This window comes from Roseibium sp., assembly GCF_051016195.1.
In the GTDB taxonomy this organism is placed as follows: domain Bacteria; phylum Pseudomonadota; class Alphaproteobacteria; order Rhizobiales; family Stappiaceae; genus Roseibium.
In genome coordinates, this window is the sequence record NZ_CP134616.1 from 5,131,041 (window position 1) to 5,151,486 (window position 20,446).

The 20,446-nt window shown below is 58.6% G+C and carries 15 protein-coding genes; 10 read left to right on the forward strand and 5 right to left on the reverse strand.

Annotation, left to right across the window (positions count from 1 at the left end):
• The first annotated feature begins 217 nt into the window (after positions 1-217).
• From RDA78_RS23360 to RDA78_RS23370, 3 genes are all read left to right on the forward strand, one after another.
• Positions 218-4,456 carry a translocation/assembly module TamB domain-containing protein gene (locus tag RDA78_RS23360; protein WP_434052163.1) on the forward strand — a complete coding sequence of 1,413 codons (4,239 nt, stop codon included), beginning with the start codon at positions 218-220 and terminating at the stop codon, positions 4,454-4,456.
• A gap of 217 nt (positions 4,457-4,673) precedes the next feature.
• The gene (locus RDA78_RS23365; RefSeq protein WP_434052164.1) at positions 4,674-5,027 is read left to right on the forward strand and encodes a helix-turn-helix domain-containing protein; all 354 of its coding nucleotides are present in this window, start codon (positions 4,674-4,676) and stop codon (positions 5,025-5,027) included.
• Between the two features lie 244 nt (positions 5,028-5,271).
• Complete coding sequence (locus tag RDA78_RS23370) at positions 5,272-6,729, forward strand: NAD-dependent succinate-semialdehyde dehydrogenase (RefSeq protein WP_434052165.1); 1,458 nt, start codon at positions 5,272-5,274, stop codon at positions 6,727-6,729.
• A gap of 75 nt (positions 6,730-6,804) precedes the next feature.
• Here RDA78_RS23370 and RDA78_RS23375 read toward each other — a convergent pair whose 3' ends face one another.
• From RDA78_RS23375 to RDA78_RS23390, 4 genes are all read right to left on the reverse strand, one after another.
• Positions 6,805-7,959, reverse strand: coding sequence for an MFS transporter (locus RDA78_RS23375; protein ID WP_434052166.1), 1,155 nt, complete (start codon positions 7,957-7,959; stop codon positions 6,805-6,807).
• Positions 7,956-8,759, reverse strand: a complete 804-nt coding sequence (locus RDA78_RS23380; protein ID WP_434052167.1) for a DeoR/GlpR family DNA-binding transcription regulator — start codon at positions 8,757-8,759, stop codon at positions 7,956-7,958. The genes RDA78_RS23375 and RDA78_RS23380 overlap by 4 nt, the downstream gene beginning before the upstream one ends.
• Positions 8,760-8,884: 125 nt before the next feature.
• Positions 8,885-11,656, reverse strand: a complete 2,772-nt coding sequence (locus RDA78_RS23385; RefSeq protein WP_434052168.1) for an EAL domain-containing protein — start codon at positions 11,654-11,656, stop codon at positions 8,885-8,887.
• 58 nt (positions 11,657-11,714) lie between these two features.
• Positions 11,715-12,542 carry a FecR domain-containing protein gene (locus RDA78_RS23390; RefSeq protein ID WP_434052169.1) on the reverse strand — a complete coding sequence of 276 codons (828 nt, stop codon included), beginning with the start codon at positions 12,540-12,542 and terminating at the stop codon, positions 11,715-11,717.
• Between the two features lie 49 nt (positions 12,543-12,591).
• Here RDA78_RS23390 and RDA78_RS23395 point away from each other — a divergent pair, with 49 nt between their 5' ends.
• Positions 12,592-12,771 (forward strand): hypothetical protein, encoded by a 180-nt coding sequence (locus tag RDA78_RS23395; protein ID WP_434052170.1) that lies wholly within the window; start codon positions 12,592-12,594, stop codon positions 12,769-12,771.
• A 158-nt stretch (positions 12,772-12,929) separates the two neighbouring features.
• On the opposite strand, the gene RDA78_RS23400 is transcribed toward RDA78_RS23395, so the two are convergent.
• Entirely contained in the window at positions 12,930-13,652 is a 723-nt protein-coding gene (locus RDA78_RS23400; RefSeq protein WP_434052171.1) for a glycerophosphodiester phosphodiesterase, read from the reverse strand.
• Between the two features lie 389 nt (positions 13,653-14,041).
• Between RDA78_RS23400 and RDA78_RS23405 the strand changes: the two genes are divergently transcribed.
• The 6 genes from RDA78_RS23405 to RDA78_RS23430 all read left to right on the forward strand — a co-directional run bounded on the left by RDA78_RS23405 (position 14,042) and on the right by RDA78_RS23430 (position 20,403).
• On the forward strand, positions 14,042-14,626 hold the full coding sequence (locus RDA78_RS23405) for a YceI family protein (RefSeq protein ID WP_434052172.1): 585 nt from the start codon (positions 14,042-14,044) through the stop codon (positions 14,624-14,626).
• Between the two features lie 56 nt (positions 14,627-14,682).
• Positions 14,683-15,267, forward strand: coding sequence for a cytochrome b (locus RDA78_RS23410; protein WP_434052173.1), 585 nt, complete (start codon positions 14,683-14,685; stop codon positions 15,265-15,267).
• A gap of 24 nt (positions 15,268-15,291) precedes the next feature.
• Complete coding sequence (locus RDA78_RS23415; protein WP_434052174.1) at positions 15,292-15,849, forward strand: YceI family protein; 558 nt, start codon at positions 15,292-15,294, stop codon at positions 15,847-15,849.
• Positions 15,850-15,987: 138 nt separating this feature from the next.
• Entirely contained in the window at positions 15,988-17,625 is a 1,638-nt protein-coding gene (locus RDA78_RS23420; protein ID WP_434052175.1) for a fumarate hydratase, read from the forward strand.
• Between the two features lie 142 nt (positions 17,626-17,767).
• A complete protein-coding gene (locus RDA78_RS23425; RefSeq protein ID WP_434052176.1) occupies positions 17,768-19,459 on the forward strand; it encodes a DUF1963 domain-containing protein in 1,692 nt (563 codons plus the stop codon).
• Between the two features lie 350 nt (positions 19,460-19,809).
• Positions 19,810-20,403: a L,D-transpeptidase gene (locus RDA78_RS23430; protein ID WP_434052177.1), complete on the forward strand. Its 594-nt coding sequence runs from the start codon at positions 19,810-19,812 to the stop codon at positions 20,401-20,403.
• Positions 20,404-20,446: the final 43 nt, after the last annotated feature.

Sequence of the window (20,446 nt, forward strand, 5' to 3'; positions counted from 1 at the left end):
CCGTTCGGCAATATGGCTGCCTGGAATCAGATTGCCGAATCCGCGAGACACCTGAAACCCGATTGATCCGCCGCCTGGAACCGGACAGCATAATCCCCTGATCCTCATGCGTTTTTTAAATCTGACACTGCGTATTATCGGATTTCTCATCGTAATCATGATCGCGATTCCGTTGATCTTGATTGCGATTCTGCAGGTCCCTTCGGGTCGCAACCTCGTGTCAAATGTGGTCAGTTCGGTTGCCTCGAGCGAAAGCCAGACCATCAGGATTGAAGGGCTTTATCTCAGCTTCGGCCTGAACGCCGCCGTGGAGGACATTTCGCTCGCCGATCAGGATGGCGTCTGGTTCGAAGCCGAGCAACTCGGCCTGAACTGGCATCCGCTCCAGCTCATATCGGGAACCCTGGATGTCGCCTCCATTACGGCCGGCAGGATGGATCTCAACCGGCTCCCCGCTTCTGAGCCGGCGGCGGCCAACGAGGGTGAAACCGAAACGAGCGAAGCGACAGGCGGCCTTGCCCTGCCGCTGGACATTTCCCTCGGAGAACTGGAACTCGACGAGATCAATGTCGGCGCTCCCGTGATCGGTGAACCCGTGTCGTTCTCGGTCGCCGGTTCCGGAGCGTTCATGCAAGACCCAGCCCTGGTTTCGGGCAAGCTGGATGTTGAACGCGTTGACGGCATCGACGCGAAACTGAATGCCTCCGCCGAGTTTGAACCTTCCGCGGAGACCCTCGCCTTCGATCTTGTTCTGTCTGAGCCGCGTGGCGGAATGGCCGCCCGCATTCTCCAAGTTCCCGATCTTCCGGCGATCCGGCTGGAGCTGAAGGGAAGCGGCCCGCTCACGGACTGGGCGGCAGATCTCGGGATCGCGCTGGATGGGCGGACAACCGTCACCGGGTCCGCCAATCTTGCAGAAAACGATGCGGAGCGGGTTCTGACGTTCGATCTGGACGGAGACCTTGAGCCGCTCGCACCGCCACAGGCGAAAGCTTTTCTCACCGGCACGACAAACGCGGCAGGCAGCGCACGCTTGACGCAGGCATTCGCCCCATTGTCGGGCGAAATCAAACTCAACACCCAAACCGTGGCATTGGATGCGTCTGCCAGCCTTGCCGACGACAAGATCAATGCTGCCGCCAAGATGTCGGTCAATGCAGGCGACAACGCGTTAATCGCTCTCGACCTTGGCGATCGACGCATCGTGTTCGGTCCCCTCGACGCAACCGTCTCAGTGAACGGCAGCCAGTCAGCAGCTGACTGGTCAACCAGGATCGGCATGAGGTCCTTCCAGACGACCGAGGCCAGGACAGGCGCGATCGAGCTTGAAGCCAGCGGAAACGGTGCGAACCTGCAAGCAGATGTCCTGACTTCACCATTCGGCCTGGATGTCACAATCGCCGATCTCGAAGGCCTGACGGCGGAGACCGAGCCTCTCTCAGGCGGTTTGTCGCTCAAGGCTTCGGGAACAGCGGATGGCAGCGCGCAAGAGGCCCGCATCTCCGATCTGGCGCTGACCTCATCCGCAGCTGCACTGACCCTCACGGACACGCTGCTGTCGGCGAGCAAGGTTAGCGGCCAGGGACGGCTTTCGCTGGCTGATCTCGGTCTCTTTGCAAAGCTCGCTCAGCGTGACCTCGGTGGGAGCGTATCCGCAACCTTCTCAGCAGACCTGGACCCGGCCGGGATTTCCGGCAAGGCGACAGCCGCGGTCACGACACAGGACGTGGTAACCGGCATTGCGCAGGCGGACGCACTGATGACCGGATCAACCCAATTCGATGCCGTCGTTGCTCTTGCGGGCGTGGACGACATCACACTGGAAAGCCTTTCGATCAAGAACGCCGCCATCGCGATCGACGGAACCGCTCATTACGAAAAATCAGAGCTGGCTTCCAATGTCTCAGTTGACCTTTCCGATCTGAGCAAGATTGATACGCAGCTTGCAGGGGCCGCGAAGCTGACCGCCACGACGTCCGGGCCAGTCGATGCACTGAATGTCGAATTGGACGCTTCCTCCGAACAGATCCTGCTTGCCGGCACACCATTGGACGCACTTGAGTTCGCTGCGACGGCGGTCGCGGACATGGCCGCACCAAGCGCCAAGGTAACCTCTTCGGCCAGTCTCAAGGGCCAGCCTCTTTCCGTTGATATCGAGCTCAAGAGCGAGAATGGCGGTGCCGATATCAATCCGCTTTCGGTGAAACTTGCCGGAAACACGGTCACAGGCGCACTTGCGGTCACCGATCTGGAAAAGCCGGTCGAGACACTGAAAGGTGATCTTGAGATCAACGCTCCGGATCTTGAGTCACTGTCACCGCTCGTCCTGACCGAAATCGGCGGACAGCTGAAAGGAAGTGTGCTCGCCGATCCGGACGCGAAGAAACTCGCGATTGATCTGACCGGCTCCGACATTGATGTTCCGTCGCTCAGCATCGGCAGCGTCAAAGTGAAGGCGGACATTGCGGCCCCCTACTCTCCGCAAACAGCGACAGCAGATGTCGAGCTTTCGGATCTCATCACGGATGCAACACCGGTTCACGCAATCAGGCTGCTGGCAAAGCCTGAGGGAGATGGGACATCTGTCAATGCAGACGTCAAGATCGACCAGGACAATGACGACGGCCTTTCCCTGGCGGCCCGGGTCTCGCAACCGGCATCTGACAGTTACGTTGTCGACCTTTCCGAGTTGTCGATGCGCTACCAGGGTCTCGCAAGCCAGTTGCTGGAGGCAACGCGGATTTCCTATACCGGTGGAACCGCGGATATCCAGCCACTCAAGCTCAAGCTCGGCGACGGGTCACTGGCGCTGTCGGGCAAAGCAGGACAGTCGCTTGACATGTCCGCTGAACTCAACTCCGTGCCGCTTAATCTCGCCAATGCCTTTGTTCCTTCACTCGGGCTCGGCGGAACACTCTCCGGATCGGTAAAAGCCCAGGGCAGTTCGACAGCGCCGGAAGCGACCTGGTCGATCACGGGCGCAGGTCTGACCGCAACCGAGCTGAAAAACAACGGGCTTGCCGCCCTTTCTCTCAAGACGGCGGGTACGCTGAAGGACAACCAGGTATCGCAGGAAACCACGGTCAACGATCCGAACGGACTGGCCTTTACCGCCTCCGGTGCCGTCGGCCTGTCGCAGCCCAACGCAATCGCGATCACGCTCGACGGGACCGTTCCGATCAACGCGTTGAAACGCCCCATGCTCGAAGCCGGAATTCGGGGTGACGGCGCTGTCTCCCTAAAAGGCAAGGTTGGTGGCTCCACCTCTGCGCCGACATACCAGATCACCGCGACGCCTTCGGGTCTCAAGGTCACCAGCCTGTCGACCGGTCTGACCGTGCAGAACATAGGCGGTACGGCAACCGTGACACAGGAACAGGCGTCGCTGAATTCGATTACGGGTGAGCTTGCCACAGGAGGCTCACTGTCTGCCTCCGGCACCGTGGGGATGAATAACGGCTTTCCGGCAGACCTGGCAATCAAGCTCAATCGCGGACGCTATGTCGACCCGGGTCTGGTAACGGCAGAAGTCGACGCGGATATAAAGATCAGCGGACCGCTCGCCTCTCCTTCAAATTCTGCGCTTATCGGCGGGACCGTAACGATCAACAAGGCAGATGTTTCGATCCCGGAATATCTTCCGGGTGCCATTCCGCCGGTCGACGTGAAACACGTGAACGCCTCTCAGGCGATCCGGCAACAGGTTGCGGATCTGGGCGGTGAACCCAAGCAATCGCAGGCGGAACAGAAGTCGGTTCCCCCGCGTCTGGACATCGTGCTCAACGCACCGGGCCGGATATTCATCCGGGGGCGTGGGCTGGACGCAGAGCTTCAGGGCAATCTCAAGGTGGTCGGCACAACCGCGGACCCACAGGCCATCGGGGCGTTTTCGCTCAAGCGCGGCCAGCTCGACATTCTGACGCGCCGCCTGACCTTCTCGCGCGGAAGCGCAACCTTTGACGGCTCGCTGACGCCGCTGATCGATTTCGCAGCGACGACGACCGTAAACGACACCACGATCACGGTCACCGTAAGCGGCCAGGCGGATGACCCGGAAATCGCGTTCAGCTCCTCGCCGGAACTGCCCCAGGACGAGGTTCTGGCCCTGTTGTTGTTCGGCAAAAGTGTCGGCAATCTTTCAGCCACGCAAATAGCAAGTCTGGCGGCTGCAATCGCGACGCTGACGGGTGGCAGTGACAGCGGCCCGCTGGCGACGCTTCGCAAATCGCTCGGACTGGACGCCATCGACATCAACACGGATGGCGAGGACGGACCGTCCGTCGCCGTCGGGAAATACATCAACGACAATATCTATCTCGGCGTCGAACAGGGGACCGGGTCCGGCTCAAGCCGTGTCAAGGTCGATATCGATCTTGATCGCGGGCTGAAGGTCCGGGGTGAAGTGGGTGCGGATGGGGAATCCAAGGCCGGAATCTTCTTCGAACGCGAGTACTGACGGTCCGCCAAAACCGTCAAATCTACTGAGCAATTTGCTCAATCCCGCCGCGGCACGCTCTCAATGCGACAAATCGCCCGGCAGCTGTTGCACTGCACAGGCCGATCATGCAAGTGTGCGCGCCATGACCCATAATTTCAGAAAAAATGTTCCGTTCTTGGCGAACGAAACCGTTCATTTGGTGACGGATCGAACCGGCCTCGACGGGAGTTCAGTCATGACGACACGAAGCAGCGAATACACTCTCGGCGAGCGTATCTGCAAGGCGCGGGACGCCTCCGGGCTGTCGACCGCTCAGCTTGCCCGCCGCCTCGGAATCAAGACGTCGACGATGCAAAGCTGGGAAAGCGACCGCTCCGAACCGCGTTCCAACAAGCTGGTTCTGCTCGCGGGTGTTCTCAATGTCAGCCCGACATGGCTTCTTGTCGGCCGCGGATCTCCTCCGTTTGCGGAAGATCATGACAACACGGACCTTGACAGCATGAAGGTCGCACTCGACCGGGTGCAGAAGCAGGCCCAGGCACTTGCAGATGAAATCGCGATGCTGCAGGAACGCCTCAGCGGGTCCTGACCGAACCTATCGGGCCCTGACGGGCCCGTTTTCCTTTCAGAACAGTTTTGCGAACACCCCGCCCGGAACTGCGTGCCGCGTCTGTGGGGATTCGCCCGTATCGCTTCAGTCGCCGCGCAAGACGCAATTTCACCTCCGGCTTGAAAAGCGCTTGCCAGACAGCCGAGAGGCGCTCTATCTCTTTCAAAACCGGTCCGGCTGGCCTCTCGGCTGCCCTTCTGCGCATAAAAATCGGGAGTGATCCATGTCCTTGAACACCGCTCTAATCAAGCAGCACGTCTACATCAACGGTGAATGGGTTGATGCGGACAGCGGCCAGACAATCGCGGTTGCCAATCCGGCGACCGGCGAAAGTGTCGGAACGATCCCCTATTGCGGACGCGGCGAGACGGCCCGCGCCATCGCGGCGGCAAAAACGGCCCATCCCGCCTGGAAAGCGCTCACGGCAGACGCACGCGCGGATTACATGCACAAGCTGTGCGATGCCATCATGGACCAGGTTGACGACCTTGCCGTGCTCCTGACCACGGAAATGGGCAAGCCCCTTGCCGAGGCCAAGGGTGAAATCACGCTTGGTGTGAAATACATCCGCTTCTTCGCCGAAGAAGGAAAGCGCATTTACGGCGATACGATCCCCTCACCCTGGGCGGACCGGCGCATTCTGGTGACAAAGGAACCGGTCGGCGTAGTTGCGTCAATCACGCCCTGGAACTTTCCGAACTCGATGATCGCCAGGAAACTCGGCGCTGCGCTTGCGGCCGGGTGCACGATGGTCATGAAACCGGCCGAATTCACGCCTTACTCAGCGCTGATCTACGGAATCATGGCCGACCAGGTCGACCTTCCGGCGGGCGTCGTCAATATCGTCACCGGCGATGCTCCGGCAATCGGCGAGGAAATGTGCGAAAACCCGGCTGTGCGCAAGATTACGTTCACGGGGTCGACCAGGGTCGGAAAGCTGCTGGCCGCGAATGCCGGCAAGAACATGAAAAAGATTTCGATGGAGCTCGGCGGCAATGCGCCTTTCATCGTCTTCGATGATGCCGACCTCGACCGGGCGATCACCGGGGCCATCGCCAGCAAATTCCGCAACTCCGGTCAAACTTGTGTTTGTGCGAACCGTATCTACGTGCAGGCGGGCGTGTACGATGCCTTCTCGGCAAAGCTGAAGACCGCGATGGCCGAGCAACTGAAGGTCGGCAATGGTCTTGAGGCCGGTGTCACCCAGGGCCCGCTGATCAACGAGGCTGCCGTCGACAAGGTAGCGGCCCATGTGCAGGACGCCCTCAGCAAGGGCGGCGAACTCGTTTCCGGCGGAAACCGGCCTGACGGCGAAGGCACCTTCTACGAGCCGACACTCATTCTTGGAGCCACTCCGGACATGAAGGTCGCGCACGAAGAGACATTCGGTCCGCTTGCGGCCCTATTCCGCTTTGACACCGAAGCCGACGCCATTCAACTGGCCAACGATACGGAATACGGTCTTGCCTGCTATTTCTATTCGCAGGATCTCGGCCGGTGTTTCCGTGTGATGGAGGCACTTGAATACGGTCTTGTCGGTGTCAATGAAGGCGTGATCACCACCGAAGTTGCCCCCTTCGGCGGGTTCAAGGAAAGCGGCGTTGGCAACGAAGGCTCCAAATACGGCCTCGATGACTATCTCAACGTGAAATACAACTGCCTCGGCGGTCTCGGCCTCTAACCAAGGCATCCGGGCGTTGATTTTCAAGCGTCCCGCGAGCCAAGTGGTGATGACAACCTGGCAGTGTTCCTGACGTCAGGTTTTCCGCGTCACGCGTACCGCCAGAAGCGGCACCAGGCACATGAGCAGTGCAAGCGCCAGAAAGGCGGTCTGAAGGCTGGTGGCGTTTGCCACGAAACCGATCGCGGCGGGTCCAAGCAGGATGCCTCCGTAGCCGGTCGTCGCGACGGCAGCGACCGCCTGCCCGCTCGGCATGTCCTTCTGGGTTCCGGCAAGGCTGAACAGAACCGGCACGATGTTGGACGCACCCAGTCCGATCGCGACAAACCCGATTGCGGAAACAGCAATATGGGGCGTCAGCGTCACAAGCAGTATCCCGGCGATCGTCAGCCCCCCGCCCCAAAGGAGACAACGTCGGCTGCCTACGGCCGCAACGAACCTGTCGCCGAATATCCGGCCCACTGTCATCGCGACAGAAAACAGCATGTAGCCGAAGCCGCCCATTGCAATGCCGACAAGCCCCTGTTCGGTGACAAGCAACGCGCCCCAGTCCAGGATCGCCCCTTCGACCAGAAATGTCGTGGCGGTGAGCAGGGCGATCACGAGAACGATGCCTCTTGGAAAGACAATGGCATTCGATTCTGCCCGCGGTTCTGCTTTCAACAACATCGGAGACGACACGAGAATAGCCGCCAGCGCCATTACGGCGCACGCACCGGCGGTGAAAGCAGGCATCGCGCCGAGCGAAAGCAACAGCGTTGCTCCACCAGCGCCTGCGAAACCGCCAATGCTGAAAAGGGCGTGAAACCCGGACATGAGCGGGTTCGATGACGCGCGTTCAACCTCAACCGCATGCGAATTCATGCCGACTTCAAGCATGCCGAGAAAGGCCCCGATCAGGATGACCAGTGCGCCCATGGTCCACACCGAACCGATGAACCCGACACCCGGGAACAGGATCGCAAGACCCAGGCCGCCCGCAACCGTCACCCTGCGCGTTCCAAAATGGGTGCAGGCGATACCGGCCAGCGGCATTGCCGCAACCGAACCTGCACCCAGGCTGAGGAGAAGCAGTCCGAGACCGGCATCATCGAGGGTGAGTCTTTGTTTCACATAAGGAATGAGCGGCGACCAGCATCCGAGCACGAACCCGGCTGCGAAAAACGCAAGACGCGTGGCAAGCCTTGTTTCGGGACGATCAGGCGAAAGACCGGCTGCATCCGCACTCATCGGACAAGCGTCCGTCGCGCCGCGGGGGGCGCTGCGACCACGATCCGGTTTGTCTCTGTCTTGTATTCAAGGCGGCACTCTTCACTCACCTGCTCTTCCAGGACCAGACTGTCGATCCCGTCGAAAGCAAGGATCCGGTGCGGCAAACGGGTGTCGAGCTTCTCCTTTGTCGCCAGGATTGTAACCCGGTCGCTTGCTCGGATGGCCGCGCGCTTCACGTCCGCGTCCTCGGCATCATACGCGCTGACACCATTTTGACGGCAAAGACCGCATGTGCCCAGAAATGTCAGGTCAAACTGGAAGTTCTGAAGCGCGGAGATGGTTTGTGAACCCGTTGTTCCGCCGACTTCGGCGTTGACGGCACCTCCAAGCGAGAAGAGATGCAGTCCCTTCCGGCCCATCAGCTTTGCAACGACGGGAATGGAGTTGGTCACGACTGTCAACTCGAGGTTCAGCGGGAGGTGTTCCGCCAGGATGATGTTCGTGCTGCCCACATCCAGAAACAGGCAGTCCCGCGGTCTGATCAGGGAGACCGCAGCTTTTACCAGAGCTTCCTTGCGATCGACATCTTCAGCCGTGCGAACCGAAACCGGCTGGGCAGAAGGCGCGACAGGCAGCGCGCCACCATAGACTTTTTCGCACAGGCCTTCGGCAGCCAGTTTGCGCAGGTCCCGGCGGATTGCGTCTTCGGAGACGGAGTAATCGGCGGCCAGTTTTGCGGCTGACACCGCTTCGCCACGGGCAAGCGCTTCGAGAATGGCGGCGCGACGCTGATTGGGAAGATGTGAGATATTGGACATTATTGTGCAATATCATGCATCAATATGCATTAACAAGAAGAATCGTGCATCTTCATCAAAGTTCCACCAAGTGCGCGCAAGACGCGAATTCAATCAAATGGTTTCTGGACGCGGAAAGTGCCGGGTCAGGCGGCGACCACGAGGCGCTCTGCAACATCAATCGCTGTCATGGGGCGGCCGAAATAGTATCCCTGCCCCAGCTGGCAGCCGAGTTCCTGTAGCCGGCAGGACTGCTCGAATGTCTCGATGCCCTCGACAACCACCGACATGCCGTAGCCTTCGGCAAGCAGAAGCACCGCCTCGATCACGGCTGTGTCTTCCTGCCGATCGATCGTTTCCTTGATGAAGGATCTGTCCAGCTTGATCTTGGAGAACGGGAATTTGGTGATGTATCCGAGCGAGGAATAGCCGGTGCCGAAATCGTCCATGGAGAAGTTGCAGCCACGAGACTTCAGGTCTTCCATGCACTGCATCAGCTCCGGGCTGTCATCGACGAAAAGGGACTCCGTGACTTCCAGGTCAAGCCTGTCTGCCGGAAAACCGGACCGCTCCAGCGCTTCGGAGACAGTCTCGACAAGATCCCCCCGGAAGAATTGCACTGGCGACACATTCACCGACAGCCGCAAGGGCTGCTTCCAATGCAATGCTTCCTTCATACCCCGGTTCAGAACCCAGGCGCCGAGTTCCTGGATGTATCCGTTCTCTTCGGCGATCGGAATGAACTCCATGGGCGAAACCGGCCCGAATTCGCGGCTGTCCCATCTCAAGAGGGCTTCGACGCCGAAAAGCGAGCTATCGTTCAGCCGTACCAGCGGCTGGTATTCCAGCCGTAGTTCGTCGCGAATGATTGCCTTGAACAGTTCCGTTTCAAGCTTTCTGCGCCGCTGCAAGGCGGTGTCCATCTCCGATTTGAAACAGACGATCGGGTTCTGGCTGTCGCGACGCGCCGTAGACAGCGCGTTGCCTGCGCGCTTGAGAATCAGGTCCGGATTGCCCTCGCCCTCGGACACCACATAGCCGAATTTCAGCTGCACCGAGATGCGTGCGCCATCAATGGCATAGTCTTCACCGATGATTTTCCGGACTTCCTCGACGATCCCGAGTTCTGCTTCGCTACCGGTCTTGGACACGGCAAGGCCGGCAAATACATCGGCGGTGATCGCGGCCCAGGTTGCGTCCTTGGCAAGGTGACTCTTCAGCCGCGACGCGATCGACTGCCGCACCCGGTCGCCATATGTAAACCCGAGCGTTGCAACGATCTGGTCGAGATTGGTGACGGCGAACTGGACAACACAGACCGCTTCGCTCTTGGAACAGGCGCTTTTGGTCAGTTTGTTCAGTTCCCGCTCGAAACCGTTGCGGTTGAGGAGATCGGTAATCGGATCGAAACGCGCCAGATACTCCAGCCGGGCTGCGGATTCCCGCTCATCGGTGACATCGCGGCAGGTCAGGCAGGCAAGCGCGCGCGTTTCAATCTTGTTCGGCTGCTTTGCTTCGGCCAGGGTCTTCTCGGCCTTCGTGACCACGTATTCGATGAAACGGCGCTTTGTTCCTTCCTGGGCCAGGACCAGGATCTGAGGCACCGGTGCACGCCCTTCCGCAGCCTGGAGTGTCACGATTGCTTCTTCAACGAGGGCATTGGGCAGTGCCGAGCGCGCACTGCTGCCGGCCAGTGTTTCGCTTGAGAACAGCGACCGTGCCGTCCTGTTCGCGGCGGTGATGAGGCAGTCGCTGTCGATGACGATGATGGCATCGAAACTGTCATCGAAAACCTGACCCAGCATCCGGTCGCTGTTGCGCTGTTTGATGTCGGCGACATGCGCAAGCAGCTTGTGCAATCCAAGCTCGCGCAGCACGATAATGATTGCCGCCAGGGCCAGCAGGACGTGGGCACTACCGGTCGGAACAAGGACCGGATATGACTGCTGGACGGCGAATGCAACGATCTCAATCGCTGAAGCGGAAAGCAAGAATATGCCGAGTTTGAGCGCCCATCCCTCGATCTTTGTAATGAGCAGCAGCGCGAATACCAGCACTGCGAACAGGAGCGCATAACCTTCGCTCACTGGCGTCAGCGCTCGCTTCTGAAGGAGCGTTTCCGCGCCGAGCGCCTGCACCATTGCCCCGGGCAGAATGCCGTAAACCGGCACGGCAAAGAGGTCGCGAAGTTCGAGTGCGCTGGCCCCGATGATGACCTTTCTGCCGGAGAACTGATCAAGGTTCGCCGTTCCATTCAACACATCGGCCAGCGGAATGCGCGGCATGCTGTCGATGGCAATTCCGTAGTCGAGATAAAACGCACCTTGCGTGTCGCCGCTGTGTTCCCCGAGGAAGGCGGCGGCTGAAATCTCAGTGATGCCGTCTATCTCGTAGCCGTAGAGATTACGCCAGATCCGGCTGTCGGCTTCCATCGGCACCATGACCACCACCGGCCAGGCGTGATCAAGAAAAGGCTCGGCGGGAAGATTGATAACTTCTCCCTCACCGGACTGCGCGGAGGCTGCCTGGCGAAAGGCCGCCAGGCTGACATTGCCAGCCTGCTCGATCGCGCGCGCAAACAGCGCATCATCCTCCGGATTTGACGCCGCGCTGAAGTCTACATCGAAAACAATGTCCTGGGCCCCTGCTCCGGCGAGTTTTTCAACGAGACCGGCATAGGTGCGGCGCGGAAAGGGCCAGACACCAATCTCCTCGAGGCTTCCTGCATCAATGTCGATGAAAACGATCTCTTCCGACACCGTTTTGGTGTCCAGACCGAACCTGGTTTCCCAGACAAATCTGTCGATGCTGTCGGTAAGGCCTGCAATCCGCAAAACGAGAATAGCCGCGGTCAGAAAGACCGCGACCAGGAGTGCGTTCAAAAAACGCCCGCCATATTTCTCGTACCAGACCAGCACCCCACCTCACCCGGTTCGTGGTTCTCGCTGCACTGGGCGCGGGCCCTTGGTGTGCGCGTTATTTGCCGCTGTTGCCATTCGAATTGCCATTGCCATTGCCGTTCGAATTACCGTTGCCGTTGCCATTCGAATTGCCGTTGCCGTTGCCGTTCGAGTTGCCGTTGCCGTTGCCGTTCGAGTTGCCGTTGCCGTTCGAATTGCCGTTGCTGTTACCATTCGAATTGCCGTTGCCGTTGCCGTTCGAGTTGCCGTTGCCATTCGAATTGCCGTTACCGTTTCCGTTCGAATTGCCGTTGCTGTCGCCGTTCGAACTGTCGTTGTTGCTGCCGTTTGAGTTACCGTTGCTGTTCGAACCGAACAGACCGCCGAAAAATCCCTTGGATTTCTGTGGACTTTCGGTCTGAACTTCGGCAGGGGTCTGGCGGCCAAGCGCCGCGACCTTCGGGCTCCGCTTCGGCCCCTTGCGCACTTTCGGTTTGGTCCGTCCACCGACGCTCAGACCGCCATTGTTTCCATTTACGCTCGATGCATTCTGCCCGGCTGTCAGGTCGGTGCGATCACCCGAAGAAAAGTCCTCGACCCCGACAACACCTCTATCGACGGAAACCCGTGCGCGCCTGGCGTCGACGGAGACATCGAACCGCGTCCCCTTGACGACGGCTGCCAGAAACGGCGTTTCGACGAAGAAGTGCGGCCGTGACCGCTTCGAGACATCAACCGTGACCCTTCCCTTTCGCTGCAACAACGTCGTCTTCGAACGTCCGCTTTGATACTTCGAAATCGCAAAGGTGGTGTTTGGACCCACGCTGATGGATTCCTCGCCGCGTACAATCAACGCCCGGCCACCTGCCCGGGTGCCAATGGTGTAACCCTTCTTGAAAACCATTCCTTTTTGCGCGCGAAAAGCCTCAACATTTGGGGCAACGAAATAAACAATGCCCGACACGCGCTTGACGACCCATTCGGAAGCCGCCGCACCGTTCACAGATGCCGCAAGGAAAAGAGGTATTAAAAACAAGGCGGCAAAAAGCAGCGCTGAATTGCATTTCAGCCAGCTTTTATTTTTGGAACATCTTGCCTGCCGCAAGGCCTTTAAGTTGTTGTCAAGGCCATAAACAACCATAGCTAAACTACCCCACAGGTAAAATTCAGCTTTTTTCTTATCGATTTCTGCTTAACTCAAAATAAATATTTAGCAATAATTGGCCCGACCAAAAAACAAGGTTTCCAGAAAGTGAACCCTTTTCTGAAACTTTGAACAAACCAAGGCAATTCACCCGACTGGCGACATCAACGCGCTTTCGACTTCTCTGAAGACTTCAACGTGATCGATATTCATCTGGTCAATGCCATAGCGGACCGCGTTTTCGAACATCTTGTGATCATCGCCGGCGTAAAACATCTGTGTAATCAGGTTTGCGGCCTTTGCTTCCATCACGAGGTGTTCTTCCAGCGTGTCTTCATCGAACTCCAGGATATGCGCGTCCTGCGCCACCGCACGTTCCACCGAGCCGACATGCGCGAAGAGCAGCATGCGCTTCAGATCGGGAACCTTGGCCCGCGCTTCGGCACGGATCGCCTGATCGAAGGAAAAGGTCCACGCGTCATGGAGCATCCCGCGTGCGGCAAGCATATCCCGGACTTCCCCCGGATCGCCTTCCTTGATTTCCACGTAGGTTCCGATGCGGCCCCGGCAGGCATCCAGAAAGCTGTCAAGGCGCGGTATGCGTTCGCCGGAAAACTCGGGCGCAAACCATGAGCCGGCATCGAGGTGGTCCAGTTCGGCGGAGGAGAAATCCGACAGCCGGCCCGATCCGTTCGTCGTCCGCTCGAGCGTCTCGTCATGCAGGACATAAAGAACACCGTCCTTTGAAGGCCGGACGTCGAGTTCGACCACGTCCGCGCCAAGTTCAATGGCCTTTTCGAGTGATGCAAATGTGTTTTCGGGAGCGTGTCTGCATGCACCCCGATGGCACACGATGACTGCCTTTTTCACGTAACGTACTCCTTGTCGCCGTACCGAACCGGCCGCCCCCCGGATTGCTTCCTCATCTCTTTGGATAAGATTATCAACACTAGCTGCCTGAAATTCTTGATGGATTGATGACAGAAAAACTCTTTTCGCCTTTTCATGAGCTTATGAGCCGCACTCCCGCGGCGCACAACCTGAAAACGCAATACGCACGAAACACCCGCCAACGCGATTCGCTTCTGACGCGAAGCTGCCCGGCAATCTCACGACCTGACAGAATCACTTCGACAGTGCGACATATTGTTCAGTCACGCCGAACGGTCAGTCAAATTGCACTGCAAAATTTCTTTCTTATCTTCCCGTTGCAGCGTTCATGAGCGAACGCTCTTCGATCAACGATATGAGGTTCAACCATGATCCGTCTTGCAGCTTCCGCACTTGCCTTTTCCCTTCTGGCCGCGCCGGTGATCGCCGAGCCGGTCGCCTATGATTTCGACAAGTCCCACGCCAACCTGTCCTTCACCTATAACCACCTCGGCTACTCGACAACCGACGGCCGCTTCGGTGACTGGGACGGCACGCTGCTGATCGACAAGGAAACGCCTGCGAACTCTTCCATCGAGTTCACGATCAACATCGACAGCCTCGATACATTCTGGGCGGATCGCGACACCCACCTGAAAAGTCCGGATTTCTTCGATGCGGCCAAGTTCCCGCAGGCAACGTTCAAAAGCACCACGGTCGAGCAGACCGGTGAAAACCAGCTCGACGTCACTGGCGACCTGACGCTGCGCGGTATTACCAAGCCGGTCACGCTGACCGTCGACGTTCTGGCATTGGGTGACCATCCGATGGCCAAGAAACCGGCAGCCGGCTTCGCGGTCAGCACGGTCATCAAGCGCTCCGACTTCGGCATGGACAAGTTTGTGCCCTATGTAGGTGACGAGGTCACCGTGACCTTCCATGCGGAAACGCTGATTTCCGAAGCCACGAACTGACCTGACTGTCACGCGGGGGCCGGTCAATCCGGCCCTCCCATTTGAAGGAGCCCGCCATGCTGCGCAATACCTCCACCGGCTATGGACGCATCGCGATCGCCTTTCACTGGACGATGGCCCTGCTGATCGCCGGAATGCTAGCTTTCGGGCTCTACATGACGTCGCTTCCGCCAACGGATCCTGAAACATTTCAGCTTTACCAGCTTCATAAGTCGGTCGGTTTCGTTGTCCTGGCGCTTGCGGTTCTCAGATTGGGCTGGAGGCTGGTGAATCCCTCACCAAAGCTGCCGGCAGGCATGCACCCGCTGGAGAAAACGGCTGCACATCTTGGCCACATCGGTCTCTATGCGCTCATCTTTGCGATGCCGATCACAGGCTGGCTCATGGTTTCAGCATCGCCCTGGGGCATTCCGACGGTGCTTTTCAATGTCCTCCCCGTGCCGCATCTTCCCGTCCCGGAGGCGCTGGGTACCAAGGAACAGGCGGAGAGCTTCTTCAAGTTCCTGCACGAGTATGGCGCATTTCTGCTGATCGCATTGATCGTCGTGCATGTCGCAGCCGCGCTCAAACACCACTTCATCGCCCGTGACGACACCCTGAAACGCATGGTGTCAACCGGACCGGCCAAGGCCAAGTCTTAAAACCTCACTTCAGGAAGTCTCTGCATGTCTCTGAGAAAAATAACACTACTTGGCCTGTCAACTGCAATGATCGGCACCATTTCCGTGGCACAGGCCGCGAACTGGACCGTGGACGCGGCAAACAGCACGCTCGCTTTCGAAGTCCAGCAAGGCAGTTCGCCGCTGAAGGGAACTTTCACCACCTGGGACGCCAGCATCGATTTCGACGCCACCGCGCCCGAGAACGCCGTCATCCTGGCAACCATCAATCCGGCCAGCGCCGCGACCGGGAACCCTCAATTCGACACGACCCTGCCCGCCGCCGACTGGTTCGACGCCGCCGGTTTTCCCGTCGCGGAGTTCAAGGCTGAGGGCGCAACGCTGGTTGAGGGCAACAGCTACCGGGCCGACGGCACCTTGACCATCAAGGGCGCGTCGCATCCGGTAACCCTCGACTTCACGCTCGACATCGACGGCGACACGGCCAGGGCGGCCGGAACGGCAAAACTCAATCGTCTCGATTACCAGCTCGGAGCCGGTGTCGGCACCGACACGGTTGGCGATATTGTCACCGTCACGCTCGACCTGACGGCGACACGCTGACATCTGCACAGTTTGTGCAACCAATTATGCAGGCCGTGGGACTTGGCGTTCGCGGCCTTTTTGCCGTAAGAGAACGGCAGATATTGTTCCAGCGCCGCCGGTTGAGGTTGACGGCAGCCAGATCAGGAAAGACGCCCCATGAACGCTCCCGTCACCCCGCCCGAGTATCACCACAGCGCACTCTTCCCGCAGAACGAGGATCAGACCCCGTATCGCAAGCTGACATCCGACTATGTCAGCACCGCCGAATTCAACGGCGAGGAAGTCCTGATGGTTGATCGGGAAGGATTGCGCCTTCTGGCGGAAGAAGCCTTCAAGGACATCAACCACTTTCTGCGGCCCGGACACCTGGAACAGCTGAAGAAAATTCTCGACGATCCGGAGGCAACGGAAAATGACAAATTTGTCGCCTTTGATCTTCTGAAGAACGCAAATATCGCGTCCGATGGCGTGCTGCCCATGTGCCAGGACACAGGAACTGCGATCATCATGGGCAAGAAGGGCCGCAAGGTCTGGACAAAGGGAGGCGATGAAGCCGCCCTCGGCGAAGGTGCCCGGGACGCCTATTTCAAGAAGAACCTCCGGTATTCCCAGCTCGCTCCGATTTCCATGTTCGAGGAGCAGAACACCAAGAGCAACATGCCGGCGCAGATCGAGCTCTATGCCGAAGGCGAAGACGCCTACAAGTTCCTGTTCATGGCCAAGGGTGGCGGGTCGGCGAACAAGACATTCCTGTTTCAGGGCACACCATCGCTGCTCACACATGACCGCATGATCGATTTCCTGAAGGAAAAGATCCTGACGCTCGGCACCGCTGCCTGCCCGCCCTATCATCTGGCGATCGTAATCGGCGGCACTTCGGCTGAAATGAACCTGAAGACAGCCAAACTTGCCTCTGCCAGGTATCTGGACGGATTGCCGACCGGCGGCTCGGAAAGCGGCCATGCTTTTCGCGACCTCGCCATGGAAGAGGAGATCCACAAGCTGACGCAGGCAACCGGCGTCGGAGCCCAGTTTGGCGGCAAGTACTTCTGCCACGATGTGAGGGTCATCCGCCTGCCCCGGCACGGAGCCTCGCTCCCCATCGGCCTTGCCGTCTCCTGCTCGGCGGACCGCCAGGCTGTCGGCAAGATCACGAAGGATGGCGTTTTCCTTGAGCAGCTCGAGATGCAGCCGGAGAAATATCTCCCGGAAGTGACCGATGATGCGCTGTCCGACAACGTCGTGAAGATTGACCTGACCAGGCCGATGCCGGAAATCCTGGGAGAGCTCAGCAAACATCCGGTCAAAACGCGGCTGTCACTCACGGGACCTCTCATCGTCGCCCGCGACCTCGCCCACTCGAAACTGCGCGACCGTCTCGAAAGCGGAGAACCGCTGCCGGACTATTTCAAGAACCACCCGATCTACTATGCGGGCCCGGCCAAGACGCCGGAGGGCATGCCCTCCGGCTCGTTCGGACCGACCACGGCCGGGCGTATGGACGCTTATGCCGATCAGTTCCAGGCAGCCGGCGGTTCCATGGTCATGCTGGCAAAGGGCAACCGTTCGGCCCAGGTGCGCAGGGCCTGTCAGGCCCATGGCGGCTTTTATCTCGGGTCGATCGGCGGACCTGCCGCACGCCTTGCCCAGGACTGCATCAAGAAGGTGGAGGTTGTCGAGTTCGAAGAACTCGGTATGGAAGCCATCTGGAAGATCGAAGTTGAGGACTTCCCCGCATTCATCGTCATAGATGACAAGGGCAATGATTTCTTCAAGGAACTGAATTTGGGCTGACAGAATACGAAATCTGAATAAAAAGGCAGTTACCGCTGCCTTTTCCGACAGGTTCTGTTGGTATTTGTTCAAAAAATTTTACCTGATCTTTATCCCATGACGGCACAAATGCGAGTGAAAACTCAACATCATAGATGTCTGCATGGTCAAATTCGCGATTTACCTTCTGGTTCTTGTCATTTTTGCGTATGGCAGCAAGCAGCTCGGCTTCCCCAAGGTGTATTTTCTGTTTCTGGTTGCGATCCTCGGAAGCGTCGCGGGCATGGTGCTTCAGCCGCTTTTCAAGCCGGTGTTCAGCTCGCTCTGGTCGTTGTTGCCGCTGAAATCAAACCGCAAACAGAATGCCGAACCGCAAGACATCAACGATGGGCGCTTTCAGCAGGTCCTCATAAAGGAAACCAGAAAACTGCCCGTGGAGAGCGAACAGGCGGCCGACGAGGCTGAGGCGGCACCGGAGCGCAAGGAGGTGCTGGAACTCAAGCGCGAGCAGAGAAAAGAACCGAAGATCGATCTCGATAGCGACGATACATTTGAAAGCCTGCGCGGCCGGTTCGCGCGCCCGGGCGTCTATGCATTCCGCCCCTACCCGCCGCATCGCGAACAGCACGGGCGGAGCAAGATCGGCGGCCTGCCGGACCTGCCCAACAGCATCCCTTGGCCAAAGGCACCGGGACACGGCGACCAGGTCAAGGCCGACCTTCCCCTGCACTTCCTGGCTCAAATCGACCTTGCGGACCTTCCCTGGCGACCGGACGGCATTCCGAAAGCCGGCATGCTGTTTTTCTTCGGCCGGTTTGACGAGAGCCTTTCGTGGTCCGAACCCGATGTTGCCAGCGCAAATGACATTCGTGTTCTTTACGACGCAGATTACGCGGGGGCTCCGACGGCGTTTCCGAAAAACCTGCCTTCGCTCCGGGACGGCAATTATCATTTCGACTTGCTATTCGGTCTCCCGGGTGACGAGAAAAGCCGCCTCTTCCCCGAGTGGCCGCTGAAATTCGCTAAGGTCGAGACAATGCCCGTCACCGAAGCCCTGCCCTTTGAAGCGCCTGAGGCATATGCGGAGGCGCATACCCGCCATCTTACCGACCAGTTGCTGACTGCATTCGGAACAATGGAAGCGGAAAACGCCCGGAACCGAGAGTTCCACCTGTTTGCGCCCTGGACCGAAGAGGACAAGGCGGCGGGCAAGCCGCTCGTTGTCAGGCCGCACGATGAAACCGGATTTCCGTTCGCACCGCGCGGCATCGGTCTGATCTGCCGTATTCTGCGCAACCGGCACGCCGCAAAGCTGGAAGAAACGGGGTTCGAAGCCTGTTTCGAAGACTGGCAGTTGCAGGCGGACCGCTCTCATGAAACGGCGATCGAACAGCGCGCGATCGAGGCATTTATCGAAGACCTGAACGATTTTCTCACCCAGGCGGCCGACAAGAGATACAGCAACTACCTGAAATCGGACATCGAGCGGGCCATGCACAGGCTGGTGACGGAGTCCGGTGCCGATCCGAACCTTGCAAAGCACATTCCGGAGCTGGTCTATGTTGCCGCCGCGGACCGGCATCCCGTATTCCTGAAGGACGGCGACGGTGTTCAGTGCCCCGAGTTTCCAGGCGCCCGTTCAGGCAACTGCTACCATCAGATGTTCGGTCATCTTTCCTCCGTCCAGTTCAAGATGGCCCATGACAGCCCGGAGCAACTGCTCTTGCAGCTGTTCAGCGACTGGGGCGCCGAGATGACGATTGGCGATGGCGGTGAATTCGACTTCATGATCGATGAAAGCGATCTCGGCGCGCATGAATTCGACAAGGTATCTGCAGCGCATTGCGCTCACTGACAATCGTGAACGGAATCGGCGCAGGCCAATCGTGTCCTGACAGAAAACGGGTGCGGTCCTATCAGACGCCGGTTCCTTTCCCTGAAGTATATAATCGGGATGGATCACTGCCGATTTGAAAACAATTGCACACTTTTTGCGCGCTTCTCTTTCGAGCGCTCTTATTAAGGGAATTTTACGTTGCAAATTCGGCACAATTGATCGAACCATGGGCCGCTCACATCATCGTGAGATTCCCTTCGGATCAAATTTAGGCCATGATTGTTAATAGTGCGGCAAGGAGATTTTCCTAACGTAACCTTCGATGTGATGCGCGCTCTGAAGTGGGAAAGCGCTGAAGGGGGATAAAAATGAAGACTTATTTCTACGCAGTGATTGCAATACTGGCAGGCTCGTTCCTGCTCCCGGCCGAAGTGTCCGCTCGCGCAGGCTACTTCGACCACAGCACCAACACCTGGGTCACACCCAAATACCATCCCGGCGGAAAGTCGCCCGTGCGGCGCAAGCAGGTCAAGTATAGCGGACCTTATTCGCCCGGCACCATCGTTATCGACACTTCCGAACGCCGCCTTTATCACGTCCTGCCCAATGGCAAGGCGATGAAATACGGCGTCGGCGTCGGCAAAGAGGGCTTCCAGTGGGCCGGTACGCACCGCGTGACCCGCAAGGCGGAATGGCCGAGCTGGACGCCGCCTGCGCAGATGCGGGCCCGCGAGCGCAAGAAAGGCCGGATCCTCCCGACCTATATGCCGGGCGGCCCGAACAATCCAATGGGAGCCCGTGCGCTTTACATCGGCTCGACACTGTACCGCATTCACGGAACCACCGAGCCGTGGACAATCGGTTCAGAGGTCTCTTCAGGCTGTATCCGCATGGCGAACGAAGACGTGATCCACCTCTACAAAAACGTCAACGTCGGTTCCAAGATCGTGGTCAAGCGCTGAGCATCGACCGCAATTCATTCTGAGAAAGGCCGGATCGTCTGAT